The organism is Pseudomonas urethralis, assembly GCF_021602465.1.
Taxonomy (GTDB): domain Bacteria; phylum Pseudomonadota; class Gammaproteobacteria; order Pseudomonadales; family Pseudomonadaceae; genus Aquipseudomonas; species Aquipseudomonas vlassakiae.
On sequence record NZ_BQIJ01000013.1, the window covers coordinates 102,613 to 115,272 of the forward strand.

General features: G+C 60.6%; 13 protein-coding genes. 6 read left to right on the top strand and 7 right to left on the bottom strand.

The genetic code is table 11. The annotated features are described in order from the left end of the window. Positions 1-38 precede the first annotated feature (38 nt). Positions 39-431, top strand: a complete 393-nt coding sequence (locus tag L6D64_RS19960) for a DUF3301 domain-containing protein (RefSeq protein ID WP_054884785.1) — start codon at positions 39-41, stop codon at positions 429-431. A 3-nt stretch (positions 432-434) separates the two neighbouring features. On the opposite strand, the gene L6D64_RS19965 is transcribed toward L6D64_RS19960, so the two are convergent. Genes L6D64_RS19965 through zigA form a run of 3 tightly spaced genes read right to left on the bottom strand, consistent with a single transcriptional unit; the run spans position 435 to position 3,274 of the window. After that, positions 435-1,403, bottom strand: a complete 969-nt coding sequence (locus L6D64_RS19965; protein WP_176508538.1) for a CobW family GTP-binding protein — start codon at positions 1,401-1,403, stop codon at positions 435-437. Between the two features lie 39 nt (positions 1,404-1,442). Beyond that, positions 1,443-2,069, bottom strand: coding sequence for a DUF1826 domain-containing protein (locus L6D64_RS19970; protein ID WP_176508539.1), 627 nt, complete (start codon positions 2,067-2,069; stop codon positions 1,443-1,445). After that, positions 2,066-3,274 (bottom strand): zinc metallochaperone GTPase ZigA, encoded by a 1,209-nt coding sequence (gene zigA, locus L6D64_RS19975; protein WP_176508540.1) that lies wholly within the window; start codon positions 3,272-3,274, stop codon positions 2,066-2,068. The genes L6D64_RS19970 and zigA overlap by 4 nt, the downstream gene beginning before the upstream one ends. Before the next feature lie 112 nt (positions 3,275-3,386). On the opposite strand from zigA, the gene L6D64_RS19980 reads away from it, so the two are divergent. Then, positions 3,387-3,767, top strand: a complete 381-nt coding sequence (locus L6D64_RS19980) for a glutamine synthetase (RefSeq protein WP_176508541.1) — start codon at positions 3,387-3,389, stop codon at positions 3,765-3,767. A 21-nt stretch (positions 3,768-3,788) separates the two neighbouring features. Further along, positions 3,789-4,676: a GTP cyclohydrolase FolE2 gene (gene folE2, locus L6D64_RS19985; protein WP_176508542.1), complete on the top strand. Its 888-nt coding sequence runs from the start codon at positions 3,789-3,791 to the stop codon at positions 4,674-4,676. Positions 4,677-4,679: 3 nt separating this feature from the next. Here folE2 and L6D64_RS19990 read toward each other — a convergent pair whose 3' ends face one another. Continuing rightward, entirely contained in the window at positions 4,680-5,207 is a 528-nt protein-coding gene (locus L6D64_RS19990) for a DUF3617 domain-containing protein (RefSeq protein ID WP_099814980.1), read from the bottom strand. Between the two features lie 130 nt (positions 5,208-5,337). On the opposite strand from L6D64_RS19990, the gene cls reads away from it, so the two are divergent. Further along, the gene (gene cls / locus L6D64_RS19995; protein WP_176508543.1) at positions 5,338-6,777 is read left to right on the top strand and encodes a cardiolipin synthase; all 1,440 of its coding nucleotides are present in this window, start codon (positions 5,338-5,340) and stop codon (positions 6,775-6,777) included. Between the two features lie 49 nt (positions 6,778-6,826). On the opposite strand, the gene cfaB is transcribed toward cls, so the two are convergent. Next, a complete protein-coding gene (gene cfaB / locus L6D64_RS20000; RefSeq protein ID WP_176508544.1) occupies positions 6,827-8,011 on the bottom strand; it encodes a C17 cyclopropane fatty acid synthase CfaB in 1,185 nt (394 codons plus the stop codon). Between the two features lie 207 nt (positions 8,012-8,218). Here cfaB and lpdA point away from each other — a divergent pair, with 207 nt between their 5' ends. Further along, on the top strand, positions 8,219-9,619 hold the full coding sequence (gene lpdA / locus L6D64_RS20005; RefSeq protein WP_176508545.1) for a dihydrolipoyl dehydrogenase: 1,401 nt from the start codon (positions 8,219-8,221) through the stop codon (positions 9,617-9,619). A gap of 73 nt (positions 9,620-9,692) precedes the next feature. Continuing rightward, positions 9,693-10,601: a LysR family transcriptional regulator gene (locus tag L6D64_RS20010; RefSeq protein WP_176508546.1), complete on the top strand. Its 909-nt coding sequence runs from the start codon at positions 9,693-9,695 to the stop codon at positions 10,599-10,601. Here L6D64_RS20010 and L6D64_RS20015 read toward each other — a convergent pair. Both L6D64_RS20015 and tcuC read right to left on the bottom strand, forming a co-directional pair. Continuing rightward, on the bottom strand, positions 10,587-11,357 hold the full coding sequence (locus L6D64_RS20015; RefSeq protein ID WP_176508547.1) for a substrate-binding domain-containing protein: 771 nt from the start codon (positions 11,355-11,357) through the stop codon (positions 10,587-10,589). The two genes, L6D64_RS20010 and L6D64_RS20015, sit on opposite strands and share 15 nt — an antisense overlap. After that, on the bottom strand, positions 11,354-12,652 hold the full coding sequence (tcuC, locus tag L6D64_RS20020; protein ID WP_176508548.1) for an MFS transporter: 1,299 nt from the start codon (positions 12,650-12,652) through the stop codon (positions 11,354-11,356). Before tcuC ends, L6D64_RS20015 begins: the two co-directional genes overlap by 4 nt. Positions 12,653-12,660 lie beyond the last annotated feature (8 nt).

The window sequence follows — 12,660 nt, forward strand, 5'->3', positions numbered from 1 at the left end:
GCAGTTAAGCTGGTTTGACCTGTTTGGAGCATACGTAAATGTTGACCCTGGAGAATCTCTTCGTCCTGATGTTGCTGGCCACGGCAGGCGCTTGGTTATGGCACAACCACGGGCTGCGCGAGAAGGCCCTGGAGCGGGTCAAACAGCATTGTGCCAAGCTCGACCTGGAGCTGCTGGATGACGCCGTTGCGCTCAAACGCATCGCGTTCATCCGCGATGCAAACGGCAAGAAGCGCCTGGCCCGCGTCTATGCCTTCGAGTTCACCGTGACCGGTGAACAACGCCACCCTGGAACCGTGACCCAGTTCGGCGCCCACAGCGCCCAGATCGAACTGGCCCCCTACCCATTCGAGATCAAGACGCCACCACGGGCTGACAATGTGATCGAGATGCAGCAGTGGCGTCAGGAGCACAATCGCTGGCGCAACTGACCCTCAGATCAGGCTATCTGCCAGAGCCTTTCGTAACAGCGGCTCTGGCTGCACCTGTTCGAAGATCAGCTCGATTCGCGAGTCCTTGCGCCATTCGCTCGGCTGCCACTGCGCCAATTCACCATTGAGCCCATTGAATGACTGCCATCCCTCCGCACTGTGGATAACTCCCTTGGCACGCCGCCAGGGCCAGGCCGAAAGAAACGCCTGTAAACGTTGGGGTTCGAATCGCTGACTGGGGTGCCAGCGCCAGCCGATGCTCCACCCTCCCTCTCCCTCCTGGGCCGCACAAATCGGCAGGGAAGGATCTATCCACAGGGCTGAAGGGGTTGTGGATAGACTTGTCTCGGGCACATCATCAACCGAACCGACATTGATTGGATGTGTGGATGAAACAGGCAGCATTTCGAGCTCGACCAGTCCCTGCTGGGTCCAAAGCGTGCGGAAAAGGGAAAAATTACTATTTATCAACAGCTTGGAATTTTCATCCACAGCGTCGGCCTTGTTCAGCACAACCAGCGATGCCGCTTGCAAGGCCTGTTGCTGAGCGTTTGCCAACGGCTCACCTCGGGCCAGTACCTGAGCATCCAGCACCATCACCAACGGCTGCACTGCCAGCACCCCAACCCAAGGTGCCTGCTGCAACTGGTTCAACAACTGCACGGGATGACCAAGCCCGGAAGGCTCGATAAACAAGCGGTCAGGCCGAGACTTGCGCAGCAGGCGGCCGAGGCCAACCTGGAACGGTGTACCGTTCACGCAGCACAGGCAGCCGCCGGCCACCTCGCCGATGGCAATCCCATCCTCGTCGCGACTGAGCAACGCCGCATCAAGGCCGACCTGGCCAAACTCGTTGACCAGCACGGCCCAGCGTTCGTTTGCCGGGCGCTGGGCCATCAACTGGCGGATGAGGCTGGTCTTGCCCGCCCCCAAGGGACCGGCGATGACGTGGGTGGGGATATTCTGCAGCATGCCAGGCCTTCTACGCGGAATTCACTCCACTATGACCCGTCAGGCCAGCCAGTCAAGGCTGAGCAGCAGACGCCGCTGGTCACTGGCTGGCGAGCGGTGGATAAGTCCGGCGCCTTCATTGCCCAGCCATTTCTCTCCTTTGACAACTGCCACCTCACCCGCCTGCAGGGCGCGAATGTTATCCACAGGTGCCGCGGCCAAATGCAGACCGACTCGCTCTATTGCGCCTTCTTCCAGCCATTCACTGCCAGGGCCGACGTAGGTGGTGAGCAAGCGCAAGGGCACGTTATCCACATGGAAGCGCGGGCACATGGCACCTTGCAGCACCCGCAGCCGCAGCCCCACCCGCCGCGCCCCGACCAGGCAAGTGTAGGCCGATACCAGCCACGTCACATCAGCCACAAACCCCTCGTAGCCATGCAGGTCGGCAGCCTCCTGCAGTAAGCCAGGCAATTGCGGCGGCTCGTGCTCGTTCACATCGAGTACGCGCTGGTCAGCCAGGGACTGACCGAGGCTGACCACCAAGGTGGCAAAATCTTCGACCTGCGCAGGCAAACGGCGCTGCCAGACAGCCAGGTTAACGCCATCTTCGAAGATTTCGGTGAGCACCTTGGGTGCCTCACCGAAGGCCTGGCGGATAACCCGCGGGCGCAACGCCAGGTTCATGCTGCTTCCTCGGCCTGCCAGGGACCGAACGGATCTGGCAGGCGCAGCCAGGCCATCGGCCCGAGTGCCATTTCCTCATCGCTCAGCAGGCAGGCGTCCAGCTCTGTGGATAACTGCACGAAGTCGATGTTCTGCCCGATGAATACCAACTCCTGGCGGCAGTCACCGGTTTCAGCGTGCCAGTGCTTGAGAATATCTGCCGTGCTCTGCTCATCCTGCGGCCAATGCTCGCGGGGAACAAACCGCCACCAGCGCCCGGCCAGGCCATGACGCATCATGCCGCCCGCCTGCGACCAGCTACCGGCTTCCTGGAACTTGCTGGCCAGCCAGAAAAACCCTTTGGAGCGCAGCAACCGGCCGTTGCTCCAGGTCTTGTGGATAAAGTCAAAGAAACGTTGTGGGTGCAGGGGACGACGGGCTTCCCAGGTACTCGCCGCGATACCGTACTCCTCGGTTTCCGGTATGTGCTCGCCGCGCAGTTCTTGCAGCCAGCCTGGTGCCTGCGCTGCCAGGTCGAAGTCGAACAGCCCGGTATCGAGAATCCGCGCCAGCGGCACTTTGCCCATGACCATCGGCACGATCTGCGCGCGGGCATTGAGGCTTCGCAGAATGGCGGTGAGTTCTTCGCGCTCGTGCTGGCTGATCAGGTCGATCTTGCTCAGCAGCAGCACGTCGGCGAACTCGACCTGTTCGATCAACAGGTCGCTGATGGAGCGCTCATCGTCTTCACCCAGCGTCTCGCCGCGGCTGGCCAGGCTGTCGGCTTGCTGGTAATCGCGCATGAAGTTCAGGCCATCGACCACAGTGACCATGGTATCCAGGCGCGCCATGTCGGACAGGCTACGGCCTTGCTCATCGCGGAAGGTGAAGGTCTCGGCAACCGGCAGCGGCTCCGAGATACCGGTGGACTCGATCAGCAGATAGTCAAAACGGCCTTCCTCGGCCAGTCGCGCGACCTCCTCCAACAGGTCTTCACGCAAGGTGCAGCAGATGCAGCCGTTGCTCATTTCAACCAGTTTTTCTTCCGCGCGGTTGAGGCTGACGTTGCGCTGCACTTCGCTGGCGTCGATGTTGATCTCACTCATGTCATTGACGATGACCGCGACCCGAAGGTTGTCGCGGTTACGCAGTACATGGTTGAGCAAGGTGCTCTTGCCGGCACCCAGGAAGCCGGACAGCACGGTGACAGGGAGGCGGTTGGACATGGTGAACCCTCTTCAGGCGGACGCACTCGAAACGATGCATTGCATAATGTTATAAAGTAACAATACAATTTCGCCAAGCCATACTCGTCGCAAACGTATTCCGGAGATGGAAATGAAACTGCCACCTGCGGCCCTGTTGCTGCTGCTCCTGACGCCTGTGCCCGCCCTGGCATTGGCCTCAGGTAGTTCGCTGGCGCTGTGCACCCGAAGCGCAACGCTGCTCGCCTGCCAGGACGGCAACGGCAGTTACTACAGCGTGCGCACTGAAGGCAGCCATTTCTACCTGCGCGGCTTCGACACGACGACACGTCGTCTCTGGTCGCAGACCAACAGCCGCTATGGCGCACTGACGTTGTTTACCGGTTTGGCCAGCGATGGCGAAGCCTGGTTCGGCTACAGCCGACGGGTTGGCTGGACCACGTTGAATCGCGTTTCCAGCTCCAGCGGCCAGCGTTTCAATCTGCATTGCAGCCTGGTCGGCGGATGTCGCTGACCCTAATTCTGGTAATACCCCATGACTAGCCTGATGCTCCCGGACATTGCCTCGCAGCCCCAAGCACACGCCACCCCGCTTGATTGGGTCGGCATGCGCGGTATCGCCGTACCTATCCAGTTAGACGGTCGTCAGGTGCCGGCCAAGGCCGATGCGGGTGTCAGCCTGGTGGATGGCAATGCCCGAGGCATCCATATGTCTCGCCTATACCTGGCACTGGAATCGCTCGAAGCGCAGCCATTGACGCCCTTGGCCATTCGCCGTCTTCTCGCAGACTTTCTCACCAGTCACGAGGGACTTTCCCACGCGGCTTATCTCAACCTGGATTTCCAGCACATGCTGAAGAGGCCCGCGTTGGTCAGCCCATTGGCGGGTTGGAAGCGCTACGCAGTCAGCCTCGAAGCGAAGATTGCAGATGAAATGTTCCACGTGGAACTATCCGTTCGTGTGCCTTATTCCTCAAAGTGCCCGTGCTCGGCAGCCCTTGCAAGGCAACTGATTCAACAGCAGTTCGAGGCTGACTTCGCCGGGCAGCACCTCGAGCGCAGCACGGTACTGGACTGGTTGGGCACCAGCCAAGGCATCGTCGCGACACCCCATAGCCAGCGTAGCCAGGCGATCGTCAGCGTGCGCCTGCAAGACAAACTGGCGTTGCTGCCCATCACTGAATTGATAGACCGGATTGAGGCTAGCCTGGGTACGGCTGTGCAAACTGCGGTAAAGCGTGCAGACGAACAAGCGTTCGCCTTGGCCAACGGGCAGAACCTCATGTTCTGTGAAGACGCCGCTCGGCGGCTGCACCAGTCGCTACAGCAGTTGGAATGGGCGACGGCCTTCAAGCTGCGCGTGGAACATGCAGAAAGCTTGCATGCCCACGATGCGGTAGCCAGCAGCCAATGGCGGTGGTGAGGCTCAGGTGCGAGGTTTGACTGTTCCACAGTCGTTGCCGAGCCATACGGCGCGGGTGTTCATGCTGCCCTGCTGCTGAACGCCCGATGCATTGAAGGTGCCGTTGACCTGGGTGGTGAACTCCTTGTCACTGAGGAAAGTCGCCTGGCCAGTGCCCTGAGCCTTGGGGCAACTGAACTGGAACTTCCAGACATTACCCGTTCGGTCGGTGATCTTCTGAGTGCATCCAGACTTGGGATCCTGCAGGGGGATATCGTTGGTCTGCACCTGTTCACGCGTCAGACACGAGCGCACGCCATTGCCGCCAATCGTAACGCCCTGCTTGGCCAATACCCCTTCCATCATGGCCCGCTGTTCAGGGGGCAGGTTCTTCAATTGCCCGAGCATGAACTGCATATCGGGTAATGGCTTGCCATCGACCTGCATGTTGCTGGTGGTCAATTCCCACAAACCAGGTTGCAACATCTGCGCATTTACCAGTGGGCTGCTCAGGCCCAAGGCCAGGGCCAACAGTGGCAGACGAATCTTCATGTACGGACGCTCCTCGTAAAGCCGGCCAACGGGCCGGGCTCAGCCTTAGACGCCAAATCCGCTTGCAGGTTGCAAGGCGGAGGTGGAACGTGTTCTGTTATCCGCTGTGTATTTGGCAAGCAGGATGCGTATGGATTACCACAGCCCCTACTTCTTCGGCTACGTGCTCGGCCTGATCCATTTGCTTGGCATGATCGCCGCGTTGCACGCCGTGTTCACCGTGCGTACTGCCCAAGGTGCAATTGCCTGGGCCATGTCACTGTTCTTCATTCCTTACCTCACCCTGATTCCCTACCTCATCTTTGGTGCGCGATCCTTCTACGCTTACATCCAGGCCCGGCGCCAGGCCAACCAGGAAATGCACGTGGCCATGGCCAACCTCAACTGGCGGCCTTGGGTTGAAGAAGCCCTCACCGCCAGAGAGTCAGAAAGCTATGCGGCCTTGCGTGCCATGCCAAAGCTCGGGCGGATGCCTTGCCTGGCCAATAACGAAGTGAAGCTGCTGATCAATGGTAAAGCCACTTTTGAGGCCATCTTCGCTGCCATCGAGCAGGCACGCGAAGTGGTATTGGTGCAATTTTTCATCATCCACGACGACGGCCTTGGCAAGGAGCTGCAGCAGTTGCTACTGCGCAAGGCGGCTGAGGGTGTGAAGGTGTTCGTGCTGTACGACCGTGTCGGCAGCCATGCGCTGCCCGCGAGTTACAGCCAAGCGCTGCGTGATGGTGGTGTGCAGATCCATGCCTTTGCCACCCGCCGCGGATGGTTCAACCGCTTTCAGGTCAACTTCCGCAACCACCGCAAGATCGTCGTGGTCGATGGCCTGCTCGGCTTCATCGGTGGGCATAACGTAGGGGACGAATACCTTGGCAAGGATCCACACCTGTCACCTTGGCGCGACACCCACGTGCAGATCGGCGGCCCGGTGTTGGCCTGCCTGCAGGAGTCGTTTGCCGAGGACTGGTACTGGGCCACGCGCCAGCTGCCTCCTTTGATCCTGCCCGACACCTACCCGGACAACGGGGTGCTGTGCCAAGCGTTGGCCAGTGGCCCGGCAGACCCACAGGAAACCTGTTCGCTGTTCTTCATCGAGGCCATCCACTCGGCGAGCAAACGCGTATGGATCACCAGTCCTTATTTCATCCCCGACGAAGCCGTGTTCGCCGCCTTGCGCCTGGCGGTACTGCGTGGCGTGGACGTGCGCGTGCTTATTCCGTCTAGGCCCGATCACAAGATCGTGTATGCGGCCTCCAGCCTGTTTGCGTTCGAAGCGGTACGTGCAGGGGTGAGGATGTTCCGTTATCAGCCAGGCTTCCTGCACCAGAAAGTGGTGCTGGTGGATGACGAGGTCAGCGCGATCGGCAGCGCCAACCTGGACAATCGCTCATTCCGGCTCAACTTCGAAATCACCTTGCTGACGGTGGACCGTCCGTTCGCTGATCAGGTAGAGGCAATGCTGCTGGACGACTTTGAACAAGCCCGTGAAATCACTGCTGAAGACAGCCGCGATACCCATCGTATCCAGCAGCTGGGAATGCGCATTGCGCGCCTGATTTCACCCATCCTCTGATCGAAGAAGGGGCCGCTTTTGCGGCCCCTCTGCGGTCAGTGATGAAGGTTCAGCGATAAAGGTCTTCCCGCGTCCACGGCAGATCATGGTGCCCATCGGCATATGGCTTCACGGCCAGAATCTGGTGCAGGTTGATCCAGCCCTTCTGGAACGCATAGGCACACCCGGCCAGGTACAGGCGCCAGATCCGCAGGGTTTTCTCCGGCACCAACCCCGCAGCCCTGTGCAACTGGTTCTCCAGGTTCTCGCTCCAGTGGTGCAGCGTCTTCGCGTAGTGAAGACGCAAGCTCTCCACGTCCACCACCTCCAGCCCCGCCTCACAGATGCTGGCGCTGATCATCGACAGGTGCGGCAGCTCGCCATGGGGGAAAACATAACGGTCGATGAACTCACCGGCTCCACGCCCGACCGGGCGTCCATCGACATGCTTGGCAGTAATCCCATGGTTCATTACCAGTCCACCTTCGCGGACGGCGCCGAACAGTTTCCGGCAATACAACGCCAGATTGGCGTGCCCGACATGCTCGAACATGCCAACGCTGACTACCTTATCGAAGCGGCCATCCTGAGGCAGGTCGCGATAGTCGAGAATCTGCAGGTCGACCTTGTCGGCCAGGCCTTCTGCCTTGACCCGCTCGCGGCCGAGCTTGAGCTGCTCCTTGCTCAAGGTGATACCGAATACCTTGGCGCCATACTCACGCGCGGCGAAACGCGACAGCCCGCCCCAACCACAGCCGACATCAAGCAAGTAGTCGCCGGCTTGCAAGCGCAACTTGCGGCACAGGTGATCGAACTTGTCCTGTTGCGCTTGATCCAGGGTGTTGTCGGGCTCGCGGAAATAGGCACAGGAATAGGCCATGTCCTGATCGAGCCAGAGTTGATAGAACTCATTGGAGACGTCGTAGTGATAAGAAATAGCCTCGGCGTCTGTGCTCTTGTCATGCGCCAGGCGCTGCGGCGGAGCCTCATCCTCTTCGGTCAGCAATGCTTCGCTGAGTTCGTCGCAGACACGGATGGCTTCGCCAATATCGCCTTCCAACTCCAGCTTGCCCTCCACGAATGCAGTGCCCAGCTGGTCCATGCTCGGGTGGGTCAGCTGGCTGATCAGCTGTGGCTCCTTGACCAGGATGGTGACCTGCGGGCTTGGGCCCAGATCGAACTGGTTTCCATCCCACAGTTTCAGCCGCAGCGGCAGATGCAGGCTCTGCAATGCCGGTGGAAGTTGAGCAAGCATGAACACTCCTCCTATCCCTGAAAGGCTACGACGCCTGACATTTCGAACGTCGCCGGAACAGAGTAGTTCATTCGTGGGAGGTTTCCTCTAAACGAGACCAAGGTCTAGAACCAACTGGTCTGATGAGGCAACGGATTGTATACAATCCGCACTTCTCAGCTTAACCTTATGCCCCTCTCGCGCTTTCTCATCTGGAGTACAAAACCCATGAAATCCTATGACGTGGTGATCATCGGCGGCGGCCCTGGCGGCTACAACGCAGCGATCCGCGCCGGCCAGCTGGGCCTGAGTGTCGCCTGCGTGGAAGGCCGTGCGACGCTGGGTGGCACCTGCCTTAACGTCGGTTGCATGCCGTCCAAAGCGTTGCTTCACGCTTCCGAGCTTTACGAAGCTGCCAGCGGCGACGAGTTCGCCCACCTCGGCATCGAAGTGAAGCCGACGCTAAACCTCGCCCAGATGATGAAACAAAAGGACGAGAGCGTGACCGGCCTGACCAAGGGCATCGAGTACTTGTTCCGCAAGAACAAGGTCGACTGGATCAAAGGCTGGGGCCGCCTGGATGGCGTCGGCAAGGTCATCGTCAAGGCTGAAGATGGCAGCGAGACCGCACTGCAGGCCAAGGACATCGTCATTGCCACCGGCTCAGAGCCCACTCCCCTGCCCGGCGTGACCATCGACAACCAGCGGATCATCGATTCCACCGGTGCCCTGGCCCTGCCTCAGGTTCCCAAGCACCTGGTGGTGATCGGTGCGGGCGTCATCGGCCTGGAACTGGGTTCGGTATGGCGCCGCCTGGGCGCACAGGTCACCGTCATCGAGTACCTCGACCGCATCTGCCCGGGCACCGATGAAGAAACCGCCAAGACCCTGCAAAAAGCGCTGGCCAAGCAAGGCATGGCCTTCAGGCTCGGTAGTAAAGTCACCCAAGCGACGACGCAAGCCGAAGGTGTCAGCCTGACCCTGGAGCCGGCTGCGGGTGGGGCCGCCGAAACGCTGCAGGCCGACTACGTCCTGGTCGCCATCGGCCGTCGTCCTTATACCAAGGGCCTGAACCTTGAAAGCGTCGGGCTGCAAACCGACAAGCGCGGCATGCTCAGCAACGAGCATCACCGCACCTCGGTAGCAGGTGTATGGGTGATTGGCGACGTCACGTCCGGCCCGATGCTGGCACACAAGGCCGAAGACGAAGCGGTCGCGTGCATTGAGCGGATTGCCGGCAAACCGCATGAAGTGAACTACAACCTGATTCCGGGCGTGATCTACACCCGCCCGGAGCTGGCTACCGTTGGCAAGACCGAAGAGCAGCTGAAGGCCGAAGGCCGCGCCTACAAGATCGGCAAGTTCCCCTTCACCGCCAATAGCCGTGCCAAGATCAACCATGAGACCGAAGGCTTCGCCAAAGTCATCGCCGATGCCAATACCGATGAAGTGCTCGGAGTGCACCTGGTCGGCCCAAGCGTCAGCGAGATGATCGGCGAGTTCTGCGTGGCCATGGAGTTCGCCGCCTCGGCTGAAGACATCGCGCTGATCTGCCACCCGCACCCGACCCGTTCCGAAGCCCTGCGCCAGGCAGCGATGAACGTGCACGGCATGGCCATGCAGATCTGACCTAGCTGGCTCTGCTGGTTTTTTCGAAATACCATTGATGCACGTTTTCGATCAAACCAGCGGGGCCCACCGGGTGAGCATCAATTTCGATCTGAACGACCTGCAGGCGTTTCGTGCAGTGGTCGAGCAAGGCAGCTTCCGCCGCGCCGCCGATACCATTCGCATCACCCAATCGGCGCTGAGCCGGCGTATCGAAAAACTCGAATCGGCATTGGGCGTGAAACTGCTCGAACGCACCACGCGCAAGGTGTCGTTGACCAATGTCGGGCGTGCCTTTCTACCTCAGGTGGAGCGCCTGCTGGACGATCTCGACCTGGCGCTGCTCAGCGTCGGTGATGGTGGCTCGCTGCGTACCGGCACCCTGACCATCGCCTGTGTGCCGTCAGCCGCCTACTACTTCATGCCCCATGCCATTCGTGCCTTCCATGGGCAATATCCGAAAGTGCGCATCAACCTGTACGACGCCTCGGCCAACGAAGTGAGTGCCGCCGTGGCCTCCGGCGAAGCGGACTTCGGCCTGAGCTTCACGGGCAATCTTGCACCGGAGATCGAGTTCAGCGACTTGCTTGAAGAACGCTATGTCATCGCCTGCCGCCAGGACCACCCGTTGGCCAAGCAGGACACGGTGACCTGGGCGCAAGCCTACGAACATGAGTACATCAGCCTGGGCAAGTCGTCTGGCAACCGCCTGGTCCTGGATCGGGCGCTGGCCGGCATGCAGGTGAGCAAAGAGAGTGTTTGCGAGGCCAGGCATGTGACCACCCTGCTCGGCCTGATCGAAGCGGGCCTGGGAATTGCCGCGGTGCCTTCGATTGCGCTACCGCTATCACCCCACCCGATCCTCGCCAGCGTTGCACTGGTGGAACCGCAGGTCAGCCGCAAGATGGGCCTGCTCAAGCGCCGCGGCCGCACACTCACGCCTGCGGCACTCGAGATGGTAAGGCTGATTCGCGAATTGCCCGGGGTATCAGCGGGCGACTGAATCCAGCCCGGTAGCACGTACGTCAGGCTGCGCGGCAGGTGAGGCCAGGTACTGCAGAAGCTTTTTTGCCTCGGCGGGGTGTTCGGCGCCTTTTGGAATAGCGGCAGCGTAGCGGGTCACCGACTGGAGGCTTTCCGGAATCTTGCCAACCAAGGTCACACCCGGCACCGGCAGCAACTCGGCAACCTGCTGGAAACCAAGCTCATAGGTGCCCTGAGCCACCTGCGAGGCCACCGGTATGCGCTCGACCATGGTGCTCTTGCCGACCAGGCGGTCCTCGATACCCAACTTCTTGTACAGCTCCGTCTTGATATACACGCCACTGGCGCTATCCGAATAGGCCACCGACTTTGCCGCCAGCAATGTCTGCTTCAGCTGATCGGGGGTACCGATCTGCGGCTTGGGCTGGCCCTGCTTGACCACCATACCGATGCGCGAGTCGGCAAGCTCGACGCGCGAAGCCGGGTCGACCTTACCCTGACGGATGAGCTCGTCCAGCGCATAGCCAACCATGATCACCACATCAGCGTGCTCGCCGCGAGCGAGGCGATTGGGGATCGCCTCGGGTGCCTTGCCCATCGAAGGCCCGAGCACGGTGACCAGTTTATCGCCGCTCTGCGCGGCATACTTGGGCCCCAGTTGCTTGTAGGCGGCGGTGAAGCCACCCGAGGTCATAACGGTCAGTTCGGCAGCCTGGGCAAGGCTGCAGCCAGCCAGGAGAGCAGCGGTCAGTAACGCTTTCATCGAGTTCCTCATACAGCCACCGGTGCGTGGTTGGCCAAGCGACGGTACAGCATCCAGGTAGCGACGAATGCACAGAGCGCGGCAAACATCATCCAGTAGGCGGGTGCCGCCTTGTCATTGGTGACATGGATCATCCACGTCGAGATTGCCGGGGTGAACCCGCCGAACAGGGCAGTCGCCAGGCTGTAAGCCAGCGAAAAACCTGCTACACGGACTTCCACCGGCATGATTTCGGTCAGCGCCGGGATCATCGCGCCGTTGTACATGCCGTACAGGAACGAGAACCACAGCAGCACTTCAAGCATGTGGCCGAAGGTCGGTGCCTGGGCCAGATAGGTCAGGGCCGGGTAAGCGCTGATCAAGGTCATCAGCGACATGGCCAGCAGCAGCGGCTTGCGCCCCAGGCGATCGCTGAGCGCACCGCCGATGGGCAACCAGATGAAGTTCGACACCGCAGTCAGCAAGGTCACCAGCAGCGCATCACCGGTACTCAGTTGCAGCACGGTCTTGCCGAAGGTCGGCGCGTACACGGTGATCATGTAGAAGGCAGTGGTGGTCATGGCCACCATCAGCATGCCGTACAGCACGATGCCGGAATTGGCAGCCAGCGTCGCCAGTACCTGTTTCATGGTTGGGCGATGTTCGCGCGCGGCGAACTCCTCGGTTTCCTGCAGGCTGCGACGCAGCAGGAAGATCACCGGGATGATCATGCAGCCCACAGCAAACGGTACCCGCCAACCCCACTGGGTGAGCTGGTCAGGCGTCAGCCACTGGTTGAGGGCAAAGCCGAGCGCCGCAGCGACGACGACCGCCACCTGCTGGCTGGCGGACTGCCAGCTGGCGTAGAAGCCCTTGTGCCCCGGCGTGGCCATTTCGGCCAGGTACACAGACACGCCGCCGAGCTCCGCGCCAGCCGAGAATCCTTGCAGCAAGCGCCCGATGAGTACCAGCGCCGGGGCCAGTAGTCCGATGCTCTCATATCCGGGCACCAGCACGATCAGCAAGGTCCCACTGGCCATGATCGCCAGGGTTACGATCAGCCCTTTGCGCCGGCCTACGTCATCAATGTAGGCACCAAGGATCACCGCACCCAGTGGGCGCATGAGGAAGCCTGCGCCAAACACGGCGAAGGTCATCATCAACGAGGCGAATTCATTGGACGCGGGGAAGAAGGCCGCCGCGATATGCGTGGCATAGAAGCCGAACAGGAAGAAATCGAACTGTTCGAGGAAGTTTCCGGACGTGACCCGGAAGACCATACCGGCCTTGGACTTGCCCTCAGGCACCGAGTGTGATGGCAGACTCATGGTGTGGA